Origin of the sequence: Hymenobacter yonginensis (assembly GCF_027625995.1) — a bacterium.
Taxonomy (GTDB): Bacteria; Bacteroidota; Bacteroidia; order Cytophagales; family Hymenobacteraceae; genus Hymenobacter; species Hymenobacter yonginensis.
The window spans coordinates 384533-401117 of record NZ_CP115396.1 but is presented as its reverse complement, the minus strand read 5'-3'; the positions used below and the strand labels follow the sequence as shown (position 1 = coordinate 401117).

General features: G+C 58.0%; 13 protein-coding genes and 1 pseudogene. 4 read left to right on the top strand and 10 right to left on the bottom strand.

The features are described from left to right. The first annotated feature begins 58 nt into the window (after positions 1-58). Positions 59-1300 carry a tetratricopeptide repeat protein gene (locus tag O9Z63_RS01760; protein ID WP_270127546.1) on the top strand — a complete coding sequence of 414 codons (1242 nt, stop codon included), beginning with the start codon at positions 59-61 and terminating at the stop codon, positions 1298-1300. 10 nt (positions 1301-1310) lie between these two features. After that, positions 1311-2657: a hypothetical protein gene (locus tag O9Z63_RS01755; protein WP_270127545.1), complete on the top strand. Its 1347-nt coding sequence runs from the start codon at positions 1311-1313 to the stop codon at positions 2655-2657. Between the two features lie 5 nt (positions 2658-2662). Here O9Z63_RS01755 and O9Z63_RS01750 read toward each other — a convergent pair whose 3' ends face one another. From O9Z63_RS01750 to O9Z63_RS01730, 5 genes are all read right to left on the bottom strand, one after another. Next, positions 2663-3730, bottom strand: coding sequence for a glycosyltransferase family 4 protein (locus tag O9Z63_RS01750; protein ID WP_270127544.1), 1068 nt, complete (start codon positions 3728-3730; stop codon positions 2663-2665). 26 nt (positions 3731-3756) lie between these two features. Beyond that, positions 3757-4887 (bottom strand): dTDP-4-amino-4,6-dideoxygalactose transaminase, encoded by a 1131-nt coding sequence (gene rffA, locus O9Z63_RS01745; protein ID WP_270127543.1) that lies wholly within the window; start codon positions 4885-4887, stop codon positions 3757-3759. Between the two features lie 77 nt (positions 4888-4964). Continuing rightward, the gene (locus tag O9Z63_RS01740) at positions 4965-5606 is read right to left on the bottom strand and encodes a NeuD/PglB/VioB family sugar acetyltransferase (protein WP_270127542.1); all 642 of its coding nucleotides are present in this window, start codon (positions 5604-5606) and stop codon (positions 4965-4967) included. 9 nt (positions 5607-5615) lie between these two features. After that, positions 5616-6548, bottom strand: a complete 933-nt coding sequence (locus tag O9Z63_RS01735) for a glycosyltransferase family 2 protein (protein ID WP_270127541.1) — start codon at positions 6546-6548, stop codon at positions 5616-5618. Continuing rightward, positions 6545-7249: a WbqC family protein gene (locus tag O9Z63_RS01730; RefSeq protein ID WP_270127540.1), complete on the bottom strand. Its 705-nt coding sequence runs from the start codon at positions 7247-7249 to the stop codon at positions 6545-6547. The genes O9Z63_RS01735 and O9Z63_RS01730 overlap by 4 nt, the downstream gene beginning before the upstream one ends. 692 nt (positions 7250-7941) lie before the next feature. Between O9Z63_RS01730 and gmd the strand changes: the two genes are divergently transcribed. Both gmd and O9Z63_RS01720 read left to right on the top strand, forming a co-directional pair. Further along, positions 7942-9060, top strand: coding sequence for a GDP-mannose 4,6-dehydratase (gene gmd / locus O9Z63_RS01725; RefSeq protein WP_270127539.1), 1119 nt, complete (start codon positions 7942-7944; stop codon positions 9058-9060). A gap of 260 nt (positions 9061-9320) precedes the next feature. Further along, positions 9321-10286 (top strand): GDP-L-fucose synthase family protein, encoded by a 966-nt coding sequence (locus tag O9Z63_RS01720; protein ID WP_270127538.1) that lies wholly within the window; start codon positions 9321-9323, stop codon positions 10284-10286. A gap of 465 nt (positions 10287-10751) precedes the next feature. Here O9Z63_RS01720 and O9Z63_RS01715 read toward each other — a convergent pair whose 3' ends face one another. The 5 genes and pseudogenes from O9Z63_RS01715 to O9Z63_RS01695 all read right to left on the bottom strand — a co-directional run bounded on the left by O9Z63_RS01715 (position 10752) and on the right by O9Z63_RS01695 (position 16397). Continuing rightward, positions 10752-11267 (bottom strand): 2OG-Fe(II) oxygenase, encoded by a 516-nt coding sequence (locus O9Z63_RS01715; RefSeq protein ID WP_270129230.1) that lies wholly within the window; start codon positions 11265-11267, stop codon positions 10752-10754. A 236-nt stretch (positions 11268-11503) separates the two neighbouring features. Further along, entirely contained in the window at positions 11504-12727 is a 1224-nt protein-coding gene (locus O9Z63_RS01710; RefSeq protein ID WP_270127537.1) for a glycosyltransferase family protein, read from the bottom strand. Continuing rightward, positions 12727-13986 (bottom strand): glycosyltransferase, encoded by a 1260-nt coding sequence (locus O9Z63_RS01705; protein ID WP_270127536.1) that lies wholly within the window; start codon positions 13984-13986, stop codon positions 12727-12729. Before O9Z63_RS01705 ends, O9Z63_RS01710 begins: the two co-directional genes overlap by 1 nt. Positions 13987-13998: 12 nt before the next feature. Continuing rightward, on the bottom strand, positions 13999-15030 hold the full coding sequence (locus O9Z63_RS01700) for a glycosyltransferase family 2 protein (protein WP_270127535.1): 1032 nt from the start codon (positions 15028-15030) through the stop codon (positions 13999-14001). A gap of 266 nt (positions 15031-15296) precedes the next feature. Continuing rightward, positions 15297-16397: pseudogene (locus O9Z63_RS01695) on the bottom strand (IS3 family transposase). Positions 16398-16585 lie beyond the last annotated feature (188 nt).

The following is a 16585-nucleotide window of genomic DNA, read 5'->3' as shown; positions in this document are numbered from 1 at the left end:
CCGATGGGCGGTGCGCTTCGGGCTCTGCGCCCGGCCGCACCCGCAAGCCGCCGATTCTATGATTCTTCGCCTCCGATTTGTCCTGTTGCTTCTGCTGCTGCCGCTGTTGGCCAGCGCCCAACAGCCGGACACCACGCGTACGCCCATCCGCAGCATCCAAACGGAGAATGTGGACGTGCTGCCCAACGCCGTTGACACCAAAGGCTGGCTGCTGCTCGACAAGGACATTCAGACGGAGCTGGAAGGCGCCGTGCAGAACCTCTACAACTGTAAGTACGACCGGGCCGAAAAGCAGTTCCGCTCCCTGCGGCGCCGCTATCCGCAGCATCCCATGCCCTACTTCCTGCTGGGCCTGAGCCAATGGTGGAAAATCGTGCCGACCAACATCAAGACCAAGCAGTACGACAAGCTGTTCTTCGCCTACATGGATTCGTCCATTACCAAGGCCGAGGCGCTGTACGATGCCGACAAAAAGAACTACGAAGCCTGCTTTTTCCTAGCCGCCGCCTATGGTTTTGATGGCCGCCTCAACGCCGAGCGCAGCAACTGGCCCCGGGCCACAATAAGCGCCAAGCGTGCCCTGAAGTATCTGGAGCTAAGCAAGGAAGCCAACGGCCTGAGCCCGGAGTTCCTCTTCGGGCAGGCGCTATTCAACTACTACTCCGTCTGGATTCCGGACAACTATCCGCTGCTCAAGCCCGTGCTGCTGCTGTTTCCGAAAGGCAGCAAGCAGCTGGGCCTGCAGCAGCTGCGCAGCGTGGCCGACAACGGCTTCTATGTGGGCCCGGAGGCGAAAGTCTTCCTGATGCGCATCCTTAATAATGAAGAAAACAACCCCACCGCGGCCATGCCCATTGCCCGCGAGCTGGCCTCCACCTATCCTGATAACGGCTATTTCCAGCGCTTCTACGCGTTGCTGGCCTTCAACATGGGTGAGTTTCGGGAGAGTGAGCGGGTGAGCCTGGAGATTCTCAGCAAGCTCAACCAGGGCCTGCCCGGCTACGAAGGCATCAGCGGCCGCTACGCTACCTATTTTCTGGGCTGGCTGATGCAGAACCGCTACAAGGATTTCGCCAAAGCTAAAGACTACTACCAGCGCTGCATTGTATTTGCGGAGAGCACCGATGAAGCCAACGGTGGCTTCTATCTGCACGCCAACTACAACCTAGCGCGCATTGCCGAGAAGGAAAAGGACTTGGGAACCGCCCGCCGCTACTACGCCGTTGTGCAGGATATAGCCGACAAGAAGTCCGACCAGTACCGGGAGTCAAAGGCGTTTTTGAAGAAGTATAAGAAGTAGCCCCGCACGCATGGAACTCAGAGACCTGTTTCTAACGCCCCTTTATCTGGGGCTTATTTACGCGGTGGCTTTCGCCGTGCGGGGACGGGTCACAAACGTTTACACCCGGCAGTACTTCATTCCGGCCTTGTCCGTGAAACTGGTCGGGGCTATTGCTTTCGGCCTAATATTTCAGTTTTACTATGGATACGGTGACACGTTTAATTACTTTAAACACTCCAGCCTAATGTATGAGGCATTCGGCGACTCCTTTTCAATAGGGCTAAAACTACTGACCAGCAACGGAGAGCGGCTTCCGGAGCTGACGAAGTATACGTCCCGCATGTATTGGTGGCATCCCGGCTCTACCGAACTGATAGTAGCCCGTTTTGCAGCTGTATTCGGTCTACTGTGTTTCAACACATATACAGTGGTCGGGATGTTCTTCGCCTGCATCAGCTTCAGTGGGATGTGGGCAATGTACATGACGTTTGCCAAGATCCGGCCGCAGGTATACAAACAGTTGGCTATTGCCGTCTTCTTCATTCCGTCCGTTTTTTTCTGGGGTTCCGGACTGATGAAGGACTCATTGTGCCTAGGCGCACTAGGCTGGGTTTTTTACGCATTCTACCAAGGGGCCATCCAGAAGAAGCGACTTTTCAAGTCTTTTATCATCGGTTTTTTAGCAGCCTATATGCTTTACGCCACAAAGGTTTACATCCTGCTGTCTTTCTTGCCACCAGCCTTGATCTGGGTATTCAACGAAAACAGCCAGAGAATCAAAAACGCGGCATTGCGTATGATTGCCAAGCCTTTTCTGTTAGGTATTGGAGCCGTGGCAGCGGTATTTGCCCTCAACAACCTAACAGAAGGCAACGATAGTTACGACATTGATAAGATTGGCGAGAAAAGTAAGATCACCGCCGATTATCTGTACCAGGTTTCAGTACAGCAGGAAGGCTCGGCATATACGCTGGGGGAGCAGGACGGCACGATTGGGGGCATGGTGAAGCTGGCGCCGCAGGCCATTGTTGTGGCGCTGTTCCGACCCTTTTTGTGGGAGGCACGCAATCCAGTCATGCTGCTGTCGGCCTTGGAATCGGCTTTTTTCCTTTTCTTTACCCTCAAAATCATGTTTCGGGTAGGACTCAAGCACTTCTTCAGCAGCATCGCCCAAACCCCGGTATTAGTGCTCAGCTTTGTATTTGCCTTGGTATTCGGTGCTTCCGTCGGGATTATTTCCAACAACTTCGGTACGCTGGTGCGCTACAAGATTCCGCTGATTCCCTTTTATGTGGGCGCCCTCTATATCCTGCAGGATGTGAGCGGGGCCGGCCAGAAAAAGGGCCGGCCGGCCGGCCAGCTGCGGGCCGCCTAGCCCCGCTACGAGAACAGGTTCAGGAAATTCTGCTCGTTGGCCAGCACTGAGTAGCGCTCCACGATAGTGGCCCGCGCGGCCTCCCCCAGCTGAATGCGCAATTCCGGGTCACGCATGAGCTTCTCCAGAGCCTGGCGCCAGTCGGCGGCCGTGGTGCAGACGTAGCCGTTTACGTCGGATTGCACCACTTCCGTGTTCATGCCCACCGGCGACACTAGGGCCGGAATGCCCAGCGCCATATACTGTAGGGCTTTGAAGGCGCATTTGCCTTTCGCCCACGGATCATCTTCCAGCGGCATCAGGCCAATATGCAGGCCGGCCAAATCTTCGATTTCCGTGTCCTTGCGCCAGGGCTGAAAGTTGAGCGAGCGAAGCGGGAGTTCGGGCGGCTGGTTGGAAATCACGCGAAACTCGAAATCGTAGTGCTGCTCCAGCTCGGCTAATACCGGCACCACCTGCTCCAAGTATTTCAGGGTGGAGTGGGTGCCGGTCCAGCCAATTACCAGGCAGCCGGGCGCGCGCTGGTCCCGGACACGGTTGTGCAGATTGACGGTGTCAATGGTCGTGGGGTTGACGACGGCGTTGGGGTTGAACTGCCGGGCGTAATCGCGCAGATAAACGTTGCCGCAGCTGATTTTGTAGGCCCAGCGGCAAATGATACCCACCTTGTGGTGCCACTTCACGCCGGCCACAATTTTGTTGGCCTCCGAAGTATTCGGAATCCAGATGGCGTCGTCGAAGTCGTAGATGACCTTCTTGCCCAGCACCTTCGCAATCAGCCACTCAAATACCGGCGGACCAATGGGCGAGGCTTCGCGGTGAACGAATACGTAATCGTAGGCCGGCACCGAAAACAGCAGCAGAAACCGCCGCAGGAAGCCAGCCAGAATGCCGGTAGCTTTGGCCAGCGCGTGGCCCGGCTTGTAAAGGATGGCCCAGGTATCTTCTGAAATGAACGAGGCCAGCCGGTAAGAATGTCCTGCCTGAGTGAGCAGGGGTAGATATTGTTCGAACCGAAAACGCTGCGACGGGGCCCGGCCCGGCGGGTAGGGTACGATGAAGAGAATACGCATAGGGGGAAGCTCTGAGGAATCTGGCGCTACCGGCAGCGGTAGAAAGTAAGCACGGCCCGCACGATACGCAGCTGTTCCTCCTCGTCCAGTTCCACATACAAAGGTAGCCGAACTAGGCAATCCGCGTACCGGTCGGCGCGGGGCAGCGGCCGGCCATCGTGGCGCGTGGCGTAATAGGGGCTGCGGTGCAGCGGCTGATAGTGGAAGATGGCGGCTATGTCGCGGGCTTTCAGATACGCCAGCAGGCTGGTCCGCTCGGCCAGCGAGCGGCATACGAAATAATAGAGGTGGCCGTTGTTGCTGGCGTAGTCGGGCTGGGCGGGCAGCTCCACCCCTATTTCGGCCAGCGGCTGCAGAGCGGCGTGGTAGCGCTGCCAGATGGCACAGCGCCGCGCCTGAATGAAATCCAGGGCTTCCAGCTGCCCCCACAGATAGGCCGCGTTGATATCGGCAGGCAGAAACGAGGAGCCCACATCCACCCAGCTGTATTTGTCTACTTCGCCGCGAAAGAAGGCCGCCCGGTTGGTTCCCTTCTCCCGCAGAATCTCGGCCCGAGCCACGAGAGCAGGATCGTTGATGGCCAGCAAACCGCCTTCGCCGCCAGCCGTAATGTTCTTGGTTTCGTGGAAGGAAAACGCCCCCAATGCGCCCAACGAGCCTAATAGCCGGCCCTGATAGGTGCTACTAATGGCCTGCGCGGCGTCTTCCACCACGGCCAGTCCATGCCTAGCGGAGACAGCCAGCACGGCCCCCATGTCGCAGGCAGTGCCGGCGTAATGTACCGGCACGATGGCGCGGGTACGAGGCGTCACCAGCGCCGCCAGCGCCGCCGCATCCAGTGCCGGCGAGTCGGGTGCACAATCGACGAAAACGAGCCGGGCTCCACGCAGCACGAAGGCGTTGGCCGTAGAGGAAAACGTGAAGCTGGGCAGCAGCACCTCGTCGCCGGGCTGGATGTCGAGCAGCAGCGCGGCCAGCTCCAGCGCATCGGTGCAGGAGGTAGTGAGCAGGGCGCGGGCCGAGCCCAGGTGCTGCGCAAACCAGGCTTCGCAGCGCCGCGTGAAGAGTCCGTCGCCGGAAATTTTGCCGGAGCGCACCGCTTCCTCAATGTAGCGGGTTTCGGTGCCGACGAAGTACGGTTTGTTGAACGGGAGCATGGCGAAGGGCGCGGAATCACAAAGCTAGCAGGATGCTGCTTGCTGGAAGCGACGATGCGCACCGCCCGCCGCGGCCCCTACCGCAGCCGCCGGGCCGGCACGCCCACGTAGGTTCCCGGCTCGGGCAGGCTGTCAATCACTACGCTGCCGCCCCCCGTGCGCACATCGGCGCCCAGCACCAGCGAGTCGATAACCGTGGTGCCGACTCCCAGGAAGCACCGGGCGCCCACCTGCACGCAGCCGGCCAGCCGCACGCCGGGAGCCAGCAACGAGTGCGGGCCTATCTGGGTATCGTGCGCCACTACGCAGCCCGTATACAGCAGCACGTTGGCGTGCAGCACCACGTTCAAATCGAGCACACAGCCCGGCGAGATGAACACGCCCGGCCCAAGCTGTACACTCGGGTCGACGTACGCGCTGGGATGGATGAACTGCCCGAATGGAATACCGGCCGCCTGTAGCTCTTCAAACAACTGCTGTCGCCGCGCCATGTGCCGGTAGCCAATGCCGAGCAGCAGCTCCTCGAAGCAGCCGGCCGCATATGCCGCCGCCACCGCCGTCAGCGGCCCCAGCACCGGCCCTTCGGCGGTGGCAGCCGTGTGGTGCGTGTCGTCAAAAAACCCCGCCACGCCACGCCCCTGCTGGCGCAGGTGCTGCGCCATCTGCTGGCCCAGCGCGCCGGCTCCTACTATGGCAATACGGGGCTTCCGTCCAGGCATATTGGCAGGCTAATCAAGCGTCTCGGCTTCCACGAAATTGGGCCGGCGTGTGGTTTTGAGGTTGATCTGATGGATGTACTCGCCCAAAATTCCCATTCCCAGCAGCAGCAGCCCCACCCCGACACCAATGGCAATGATCAGCGAGGCGAAGCCCGGCAGCAAGTCGTTGTAGAGCAGCTTCCGCAGCAGAATATAGGCCGAGTAGCACGTGGTCAGCAAGAAGACCAGCACTGAAGCGTAGGTGAGCAGCCGCACCGGCGCATCGGAGAATGTAACAAAGATGTTGAGCGAGTGGCGCAGCAGCTTGCGGAGCGTGTAAGCACTCTGGCCTACCGCCCGTGAGCTATGCGACACCGGCACGCTCCCCACATTGGCCGTCACCCAGGTCAGGTAGCCATCCAGGAACGTGTAGGAGTTGCGCATTTCCAGGCAGTGCCGCCCTACACTGGCTTTCAGCAGCCGGAACGGCGAGTAGTCGGGGTGCAGGTCGGGGATGCCGGCACGCAGCAGCCGCCGCAACAGCTGCGACGACAGATTGCGCAGCCCGGAATGCTGGCGCGCTTCGTAGCAGCCGTACACCACGTCGTAGTCGGCCTCCTGCTGCCGCCGGATGAGCAGCGCAATGTCGGCCGGAGTATGCTGCAGGTCTTCATCGAGGGTGATGAAAAACCGACCGCGCGCGTGCCGGAAACCGCAGAGCAGAGCGTTGTGCTGCCCAAAATTGCGCGCCAGCCGCACGGCCCGCACTATTTCGCCTCCCCACTCCTCCCGCAGCTCCCGTATCACGCGCCACGAGTCGTCGGGCCCGCAGTCATGCACAAAAATCAACTCGTAGGAGTAGGCGTGCGCGTCGAAAAAATCCCGCAGCTGCCGTCCCAGCGGCAGCAGCGTAGCCTGGCCCTGGTACACGGGCACCACCACGGAGTAGTCGGGCGACGTCATAAGGACCGGCTTTCTGGAAACGACAACATGTACCGACGGGCAGCGGGCCCCGTATTAAGCAACAGATCCAATACGCTTACGCGGTGCTCGAATGAACTGTGCAGCTGGGGGTATTCGGGGTATCCTTCGTAGCTCATCCAGGTTAGGGCTATGCCCACCCGGGCAAACTGTTCGGCATCAAGATACGCGCTGGCGGCCGGACCCGACACGTACTCGGTGCCTCTCACTGCCTGTACCAATTGCACCAGCCGTGCCGTCCGGTCGCCATCCACGGCAAAATCAGCCGCCGAATGCAGCCGGGTTTCGCTCCCCAGCCATCCCTGAATGGCCCGGATAAAGCGCTGGTTGATGGCGCTTAGCCGCGTTTCCTCATCAGCATACAGTCTCTCCAACTCAGGCCGGTACTGCGCAAAGTACGGAGCTCGAGCGTACGCCTGCGCCAGTGTGCGCCAGTGTCGTGCCCCCCAGGCAGGGTCAGAAACCTGTGTTTCGCTGATTTTCTGCGTGAGCCGTTCCTGCCGCACCGGTATGGTCATCCATTGCACGCCCTGCGCCGTTTTGATGCGGTTGCGGTTGCGCCAGTCATTTTTGGTGTACTGCACCTCATCATAAAAGATGAAGTCATCGACGCTGTTGAGCAGGTCAAAATAGCCTTTCCAGGGAATGTAGTTGGACTGCAGGATGGCGACGCGCTTTGGCATAGCGTATACTTTATATTATATTAGGCGGCGCCAGAAATATATTTCTAATGGCAGCATTGTCTGCTTTACTGTGTATACACAGGTTGTGGAGCAGGTTCCGGTCCGGTGGCTCTCTTCAGCCGGCGGGCCGGTCGTAGGGCGAACGAGGGGACAATGACCTAGGCCAGTCGTCCTACATCCTCCGCAACTTAGAATTACCGGATGGGATTCCCTGCAATTCAGCATACCAGTGCCCTGGTATTTTCCGCAACTTGGGTTAAAGATAGTAGTAGTACCTTACCCTGAGCACAAACGAGTGTGCAGGTTGCCAGCCATTCTAATACACCCGAGCCTTCTGCGTCTGATTGCAGGTGTGGCGCAGGCGCTCAGTTGCCCTGTCAGCAAAAGCAGGGTCAGGTCGCTTTACCTATTGTGCGAATATACTGATCGTGCCGTAAAGAGTGGAGCTTACACCCGCCTGCCTTTTTCGGGAATCGTTGAACAGGCGCCAGTGGCGGAGGGGCAAGCCCCGCAACCTACTTCGGTTTTCGCAAGCCACTTCGCGACAATTATGAGTACATAGGGTAATTATATATGGTCATAAAAATGGATTATTTATTTTAAAAATAATTATTATACAATAATATTTCTATCTTAGGAGCATTCCCCGGCGCAAACAATAATGCCGGATGCCCATAGTCAACCCTTTTGTCATGAATAAACGCGCACTCATCACCGGTATCACTGGCCAAGACGGGACGTACCTGGCAGAACTTTTACTCAGCAAAGGCTATGAGGTTCACGGCATAAAACGCCGTTCGTCTCTGATCAACACCGAGCGGATTGATCATCTTTACCAAGACCCACACGAAGAGCAGGTGCGCTTCACCCTGCATTATGGGGACCTTACGGACTCAACCAACCTGATTCGCATTATACAGGAGGTGCAGCCTGATGAGATTTATAATCTCGGCGCCATGTCGCACGTCAAGGTATCGTTTGACACACCTGAGTATACTGCCGATGTAGACGGCATGGGCACCTTGCGCCTGCTGGAGGCAGTGCGCATTCTTGGACTCACGCATAAGACTCGCCTTTACCAAGCCAGTACCTCAGAGCTGTACGGCTTAGTACAAGAAGTACCACAGCGTGAAACTACCCCATTCTACCCTCGTTCGCCCTATGCCGTAGCCAAGCTTTACGGCTACTGGATTACCGTCAACTATCGCGAAGCTTACGGCATGTACGCCTGCAATGGCATCCTGTTCAACCACGAAAGCCCATTGCGCGGCGAAACCTTCGTAACGCGCAAAATCACGCGGGCAGCTGCCCGTATCGCCTTGGGCCTCCAGGAGGAGCTATATCTAGGTAATCTGGATGCTAAGCGCGACTGGGGCCATGCCAAAGATTATGTGGAAGCGATGTGGCGCATGCTTCAGCAGGACAAACCTGAGGACTATGTTATTGCTACTGGCGTCACAACAACGGTGCGCGAGTTTGTGCGGCTGGCCTTCGCGGAGGCAGGAATCGATGTGTTATTTGACGGTGAAGGGATTACCGAGCGGGGTATCATAATTGCCTGTCATAAGGCTGAATATCAGCTACCAATAGGCTCTGTCGTTGTTCGCATTGATGAACGATATTTCCGTCCCACGGAGGTTGAACTGCTTATCGGCGACCCGGCAAAAGCAAAAGCACAATTGCACTGGGAACCCGCGTACGACCTCCAGGCCTTGGTTGGCGAAATGATGCAGGCTGACCTATCGCTGTTTCGCCGTGAGGCCTATCTGCGGGCGGGCGGCCACCTAGTTCACGCTGCCTTCGCCGACTGAGCAGCTGCATACGGGCTTGCATATTGAAGATGCGGGTAGCTCTTACACAGGCTGGTATCAATGCTACGGCATTCTATGTCTTTAGGCATTGCGCCCTTCGGCAAGCACACAAATAGCTAATGAATCGGCTACCTATTCGCAGTTGTCATCATGGCAAATCATAGCAGTGCTATACTCAACCGCACGCAAGGCTTGGGTTCAGGTCATTCTTTTCCTTTTAAGTTCGTGGCCTCGCAGGGCCTTTTCTCGCTTTCACTACCATGGAACTAAGCGCCAGAATATACGTGGCCGGCCACCGGGGTATGGTAGGCTCTGCGCTTTTGCGCCGCCTGCAACAGACGGGTTACCATAACCTAGTTGTGCGTACATCGCAGGAGTTAGATTTGCGCAATCAAGCTGCCGTGGAGGCATTTTTCTCTCTAGAAAGACCAGACTATGTGTTGCTTGCAGCAGCGAAGGTAGGCGGCATTGTGGCCAACAATACCTACCGTGCCGATTTTTTGTATGATAACTTGATGATTCAGAATAACGTCATCAAGCAAAGCCATGCCCATGGTGTTAGGAAACTGTTGTTTCTGGGGTCCTCGTGCATATATCCCAAACTGGCACCACAGCCCATCAAAGAGGAATATCTGCTTGCGGGTCCGCTGGAGTTTACCAATGAGCCTTACGCACTGGCTAAAATAGCGGGGTTAAAACTCTGCGAAGCATACCGGGCTCAATATGGCTGCAACTTTATAGCAGCAATGCCCACTAACTTGTATGGGCCCGGAGACAACTATGATCTGCAGACCTCTCATGTGCTGCCAGCGCTGATGCGCAAATTCCACGAGGCACGGGAGCGCAATCTGAAGGCGGTAGAAATATGGGGAACCGGCACCCCGCGCCGTGAGTTTCTACATGTTGATGACTTGGCAAAAGCCTGCCTGCATCTGATGGTGCATTACAATGAGGCTGAGCCGGTAAATATTGGTACTGGTGAAGACCTGACAATCAAGGATCTGGCTATGCTAATAAAAGAGGTAACCGGCTATACTGGCGCGATTTACTATGATATCTCAAAGCCTGATGGAACACCTCGCAAGCTATTGGATGTGAGTAAGATGCAGGCCCTTGGCTGGCATTATTCTATTGGCTTACGAGAAGGAATAGAAAGCGTTTACACGAGTACATATACGCAGATGCTCACCAGAAAGGGAAGCACCAAGGATTCAATTACAGCTTAAATCACTGATTATCATACCTTTATATTGAATTTGTAAAAATAAATGCTAAAATTCTAAAATAGAGTTGATACATGCAGCAGGTTCGTGAACGATGTAATATCCTCATCAGTCACAAACCTGCCATACGTATTCTTCTTTCATATCCTTCACGTCATTCGGGCAGCCAAGTAGTCATGCCTCAGTTTGACGTATCAGTCGCATCGGTCCTGACGTTATATTTATTGCAGGGGTCTTTCGGGCGTAAAACACAAATGCCCTATACTCCTGATGTAGAAGCGGACGTTCAGGTTTTCACAAAAATGAGTTATTTTTTAACTCTCTAAACTGCTGCTTTAAGACCCGATTTGATATCTTTAAATAATTCAACAGTTCCTTCAGTATTTACATACACGGTGTTATGCTCCCCAGCAATTTCGTTAGCCAGGCGCGTTTTGGTGTAGTAATACACGGCCAACGACTTACGCGTTAGGCCGCCAGGGGCTTGGGGTGGCCGTGGAAGGAAACCTCGTTGGTTTCGAAAATAACGCAGCGGTTGAACATGGGGGCCACGTTTTCCAGCTGCTTCTTTTTCTTCATGCCCCACAACTCCAAGTAGCCGTTGTACTCGTCCTTCCAGTCCTTGTTCATGTACACGATGGCATTCATACGCCGGTGGTATTTGGTGGTCTGGTGGTAGTTGAAGTCCACGTGCACGTCGAGGAAAGCACCGGTGACGGACTGGTGCAGGCCGCCGCCGAACAGCTCGTCATCGCCCAGCAGCTCGGGAATGCCGGTGATGTCCTCTACCATGTGCAGGAACTTCTCGCCGTTGAACTCGTCGAACACCTGCTGCAGCAAGGGATGCTCGGCGCCGAACTTGGTGAGGGCAAACTTATTTTTCTGGTTGATGTAGGTGGTGCCGTCCCAGTTGCCGGTCGTCACGTCAGGGTAGGCTTCCAGAATCTGCTCAGCGGCATCAGGGCGGAAGAAACCATCGTACACCAAGTAGTGAAATGGTTTCTTGGGGTCGTTCCATTGCTGCTTCAGCTCGTTGGCATGGGCTTGCAGCTTTTCGAAATCAATTAATTTCTAGCTCATCTTAAGAGTTATTAAGTTAGAGTTGTACAACTAAGAAGAGACGCGACGGGCCATACGGGCCGGGTCCGCAAAAGTACGAGAATCACCGCAGACCCGCGCCGCTTCGGCTACGGATTGGGGCGCCGGAACGAAAAAAAGCCCTACAGCTGGGCAAAAATGGTATCGGCCGTGGCAAGGTACTGGCTCAAGCCCCGGTAGGCAATACCGGCCTCGCGGCACTGCTGCCGAAGCTGGGTTTTCTCCCGGTTCAGCAGCGCCTCTACCTGCGGATACACGCGCGTCGCTTCGGCCTCGGTAAAGCCGCTGACCACGATCCCTACGCCGTACTTCTCGGCCACCAGGTCGTCTTCCGACACCCCGGCGCACACCAGGTACGGCAGGCCGCAGCACAGGTACTCCCCTACTTTAATGGGCGAGCGGAACTTCTGGGACGGCTGCGACGGAACGGCCACCACGCCGAAGTCGGCGGCGGAAATGTAGTCCTGCACCTGCTCGTAGGGGCTGCGGGTGATGGTATAGCTGGCTTCGGGTAGCCCTTCGGCCTGCATCAGGGCGGCAATGTGGGCCGGAGCGTCGGGCGACACGATCAGGAAGAATAGGCCGGGATTCCGCTGCTGGAACACCCGGAACAGCACGGCAATTTCCCGATCATAGTAAATGCCGCCAAACTTGCCCAAGTACAGAATCACCTGCTTATCAGCCGGGATGTTGTACTGGGTGCGAATCCGCGCCCGGCCCTCGGGGCGGAAGTAAATATTGGTTTCGTCGACGCAACTCGGCAGCTTGTACACTTTCGCCGACGTACCCCATTCCTGCATTCGCCGCACCATATGCACAGTGCCGGTCGATAGAATATCGGCGTGCATCCCACTGAGGCGCTCCATGTAGTGCAGCCCCCGGTACGCCATGCTTGATTCGGGCCATACGTTACAGTCGAGCATAAACTCGCTGTGGGGCTCGTACTGGTAGCCGTAGTAGCGCAGTCCCAGTAACTTAGCCATCATGAAGGCAAATGAGCCCGCCACCGTACCCAGCCCGCTGATGCTACGCGCGCCCACTCCGATTCGCAGCTTGAGTACTAGCAGCAACCCCACCAGCAGATCATAGGCTTTCTTTAGCAGCTTGAAGCTACCCGAATGCCATTGGAGCGGGTGCCACTCAATGTTGTAGGTCGCCAGATCGGCCCGCACGTGCGCGGCCTGCTCTTCGCTCAGGGCGTAATCCTGCTGCTCGTAGGTGATAAGGTGCAGCCGCAGGTCGGGTTGCTGCCGGCCGACGTGCTGCAGAAACAACAGCAGATTGCCTTTAAACAACGGGTCGTTAAAGCTATTGTAGACGTAGATAATGACGTGACGCAGTTTCATTATGTGCTTGGTTGGTTAAGCAGCGCTTCCCACTGCTGCATAATTTTGCCGGGAGCAAAATCCTGCACCCGACGGTACGCTTGCGCGGCATAGTACGTACGTTTCTTCTGATCGGCTAACAGCCCCGTCAGGGTCGCGGCCCACACGGGCGCGCTGTGGGCCAGGGCCGGCCCCGCGCCCAGCAAGGGCAGCAGCAAGCCAAACTCGGCCCACTCCGGCGCGCGGGCGTAGTCGCTGGCCGGGGTTTGGGGCGCCAGAATCTCGCGCGGGCCCGTGGGGCAGTCGGTCGAGGCGACGGGCACGCCGCAGGCCATAGCCTCGCAGAGTGCCATCGGAAACCCTTCGGTAGACGAGGAGAGCAGCGACACCGACGCCCGGGCAATGTACTGGAACGGGTTGCTCTGAAAGCCCAAAAAATACACGTCGTAGTCGGCCGTCATGTGCGCCTCGTTCCACACCTGCCAGGCGCGCAGCCCCAGCTCCTGGCAGCGCTGCAGCAGCTCGGCGCGCAGGGGCCCGTCGCCGAGCAGCACCAGCTTGGCCGTATGCTGCCCGCCGGCGCGCATGGTGCTGAGCACTTCCAGCAGGGCCGTCTGGTTTTTTTCGCGGGCCAGGCGGCCGGCCGTAATCAGCACGGGGTGCTCGTCGAACAGCTTTTGCTCGCCGGGCAGCAGCGGCTCCTGACTGCGGTGCCGGATGCCTTCCACGTCGAAGAAGTTGTTGATGGTCTGCACCTTCTGCGGCGCCAGGCCAAACATATCAATCAGCTCCTGGCGCAGGTCGCGGCTCACGGGCACGATACGGTCGGCGGAGCGGTAGAGCAAGGGCATCAGCAGGCGGCGGCGCACCCAGCCCAGCGCCCCCCGGATGTTGGGGTCGTGGCGCTTGGAGTTATGAATGCACAAGAGCACCTGCTCGGGGCCTTTGCTGAGCAGGTTCAGGTAGTCGGCGCCTTCCAGGTGGCTGATGCACACGTCGATGCGGTGCTCACGTTTGAGCTGCTTCACCCGCTGAATGCGGCCCACGAAGCTGCGCAGCTTACCCACCAAACCGGTACCGGCGGGCACGTCCAGGGCCACCAGGGTATTGGCCGTGGGAAAGGCGACGTCCGTGTTGCTGTCGAACACGCACTCGACCACGTGGTGGTGCCGGGCCAGCTGCTGGCCGTGGTCGTGGAAAACCCGCTCGGCCCCGCCGTAGGTGAGCTGAGGAATGAGCAGCAGAATATTTTTACGCGCGGGCGTCGAGGAGTTCGTCATACACTTGGCGGCTTATAAATGCCGCAGCACGTAGCTTTTCAGCAGAAATTTACCTTGGAGCTTGGCCGGCACTTGGTGGTGTTGGGCCAGGGGCTGGCGCCGGTATTCGCGCAGGGAGTTGACGCGCTTGTCGGGGTTGAGGTAGCAGGTCAGAAACCACCGCTCGGCCACGCAGCGCAGCATGGCGGCGGGGTCGGCGTAGCGGCGCGTCTGGTTGAAGGTGTGAATCTTCCAGAGCCAGGCGTGCACTTCGGCCAGGGTAATGTCGCCGAGGGTGAAGGGGAAATACGATATGGTGTTGTGCACGTGCAGCTCCCGCTCCGTGAAGGGAATGCCGAACACGCGCAGCTGCCGTTCCCGAATCTGGTTGGACTTGGCGTTGCGCCGGGCGTGCACGTCGGCCTTCAGCGTCTGGGGCAGGGTGCGGTAGTGCAGCAGAATCTCGGGCTGATTCACGATGTCGGTGACCTGCGCGAGGCGGGCAATAAACTCGTAGTCTTCGCCAAACGTGTCCTGAATCGTGTCGTCGTAGCGCAGGCCGTGCTCCTGCAGCAGGGAGCGGCGGAAAAAGGCCGTGGGGTTGGCCACCGGCATGTTGAACAGCATAAAGCTGCGCACCGCGTCGGCCGACAGCGGGTACTCATACACGATATCCGACTCGCCGAAGCACTTCATGAAGCTGCTGGTGAGGCCCACCGTGGGGTTCTGCTCCAGAAAATCGACCTGGGTTTGCAGCCGGTGCGGCAGGGCCACGTCGTCGGCGTCCATCTTGGCAATGTACTTGCCGCGGGCGTACTCGGCGCCGTAGTTGTCGGTAAAGGAGCGCCCCCGGTTCTGCTCGTTGGCCAGCACCGTCACGCGCGGATCGGTTTCGTAGCTGCGGGCCACCGCCAGGCTTTCATCCCGGGAACAGTCGTCGACGATGATCAGCTCGAAGTCTTGAAAGGTCTGGTGCAGGATACTATCAATGGCGGGCCGCAAATATTCCCCGGCATTGTAGACGGGAATAATTACGGAAACGAGCGGCGGCTTTGTGGTAGGCATAATAGCGCAAAGGTACGGTGCCCGGCGCAATAACCCGATTCGGCCCCCGCCTCCCTCGACATCCGCTTTGAAGCGCGGCAAATCCATCAACCGTTCCCGACGGGCTGGCGCCACCGCCCCGTTACCATCGGGCGTATGCCTTGGCAGTCATCTAGCGCACAGCCCACTATTTCCTCATCCCGAAGTCGAGCTACTCGAAAAGCGCAGACAGTAGCACCGAATCCAGTGTAAGCTTCCCCGTCAAGTAGGCCAGTGAAAAGTAGAGGTCAGGCGGCTAGGCGGAACTCGGTTGGGGTCATGAAGTTCAAGGCCAGATGAGGCCGTAGATGGTTGTAGTCGTACTGCCACAAGCGGCAGTGCTTGCGCGCCTACTGCAAGGTAGCAAAGAGGTAGCCGTTGAGCAGCTCGCGGCGAAACGATCCGTTGAAGCGCTCCACGTAGGCATTTTGGGTGGGGCTGGCCGGTTGAATCCAGTGCAGCACGATGCCCTGCTGGCCACACCAGTCCTGCAACACGTGGCTGATGAGCTCCGGGCCATTGTCGGCGCGCAGCCGGGCGGGCGGGCCGTGGCGCTCGACCAGTTGCGCGAGCAGGCGCACGACGCGGGCGGCGGGCAGGGAGAAATCCAACTCGATGCCGAGCACTTCGCGGTTCCAGTCCTCGACCACGTTCAGGGTCCGGAAGCGCCGTCCGTCGGTCAAGGCGTCGCTCATGAAGTCCATCGACCAGCACTGATTGGGGGTGCTCGGGCACGGCCAGCGACTGCTTGATGCGTTCGGGCAAGCGGCGCTTCTTGCGTCGCCGGTTCAACTGCAGGTCTTGGGCCTGATACAGGCGCCACAGCCGCTTATGATTCACCACCAGGCCATCTTTGCGCAGCCGGTAGTGGTATTTCCAAAAGCCCCACCCAGCATGGCGCCCCGCCACCGCAAGCAGTGCGGCCACCACCACCGCGTCGCTCGCCGCGCTGGTGTGCTGCCCGCCCCGGCCCAGCGGCGTGGCGTAGCTGCCTCGGGCCAGGCCCACCAGGGCACAGGCCCGGCGCCGGCTTAGCCCCCGCGCCACGGCGTGCTGGGCCACGGCCCGCCGCTGAGCCGGGGCCACTACTTTTTTCGCAGCACCTCCTTGACCACTTGGTTTTCCAGGCTCAGATCGGCCACCAGTTGCTTGAGGCGGCGGTTTTCCTCTTCCAAGTGCTTGAGGCGCTGCAATTCAGTGACCTCCAGGCCGCCGTACTTACTCTTCCACTGGTAAAACGTGGGCTCACTCAAGCCGTGCTCGCGGCAGATCTGGGCCACGGTTTGGCCCTGGCCTTGCTGGCGCAGGATGCCGATGATTTGCGCTTCAGTAAAGCGGCTCTTTTTCATGGGGCAGTAGGGAAAGGATGGGAAAATATACCCCCTTTCCTCTACTTTTCACTGGCCTACTTCGAGGGGAAGCCTACAAGGCGACATCTCAGGTTTGAACAGCCTGAGGTTATTAAACATAGCACCATGCCAAGAGACGTTGGCATTAGCAATTGTATTCAGATGCAAAGCTGGCAGCGTGGCCGGCG

What these genes read in the sequence shown, in the direction of transcription:
- O9Z63_RS01755 (WP_270127545.1), top strand. Translation starts at nt 1,311, where the DNA reads ATGGAACTCAGAGACCTGTTTCTAACGCCCCTTTATCTGGGGCTTATT.
- O9Z63_RS01700 (WP_270127535.1), bottom strand. Translation starts at nt 15,030, where the DNA reads ATGCCTACCACAAAGCCGCCGCTCGTTTCCGTAATTATTCCCGTCTAC.
- gmd (WP_270127539.1), top strand. Translation starts at nt 7,942, where the DNA reads ATGAATAAACGCGCACTCATCACCGGTATCACTGGCCAAGACGGGACG.
- O9Z63_RS01750 (WP_270127544.1), bottom strand. Translation starts at nt 3,730, where the DNA reads ATGCGTATTCTCTTCATCGTACCCTACCCGCCGGGCCGGGCCCCGTCG.
- O9Z63_RS01760 (WP_270127546.1), top strand. Translation starts at nt 59, where the DNA reads ATGATTCTTCGCCTCCGATTTGTCCTGTTGCTTCTGCTGCTGCCGCTG.
- rffA (WP_270127543.1), bottom strand. Translation starts at nt 4,887, where the DNA reads ATGCTCCCGTTCAACAAACCGTACTTCGTCGGCACCGAAACCCGCTAC.
- O9Z63_RS01705 (WP_270127536.1), bottom strand. Translation starts at nt 13,986, where the DNA reads ATGACGAACTCCTCGACGCCCGCGCGTAAAAATATTCTGCTGCTCATT.
- O9Z63_RS01735 (WP_270127541.1), bottom strand. Translation starts at nt 6,548, where the DNA reads ATGACGTCGCCCGACTACTCCGTGGTGGTGCCCGTGTACCAGGGCCAG.
- O9Z63_RS01730 (WP_270127540.1), bottom strand. Translation starts at nt 7,249, where the DNA reads ATGCCAAAGCGCGTCGCCATCCTGCAGTCCAACTACATTCCCTGGAAA.
- O9Z63_RS01740 (WP_270127542.1), bottom strand. Translation starts at nt 5,606, where the DNA reads ATGCCTGGACGGAAGCCCCGTATTGCCATAGTAGGAGCCGGCGCGCTG.
- O9Z63_RS01710 (WP_270127537.1), bottom strand. Translation starts at nt 12,727, where the DNA reads ATGAAACTGCGTCACGTCATTATCTACGTCTACAATAGCTTTAACGAC.
- O9Z63_RS01720 (WP_270127538.1), top strand. Translation starts at nt 9,321, where the DNA reads ATGGAACTAAGCGCCAGAATATACGTGGCCGGCCACCGGGGTATGGTA.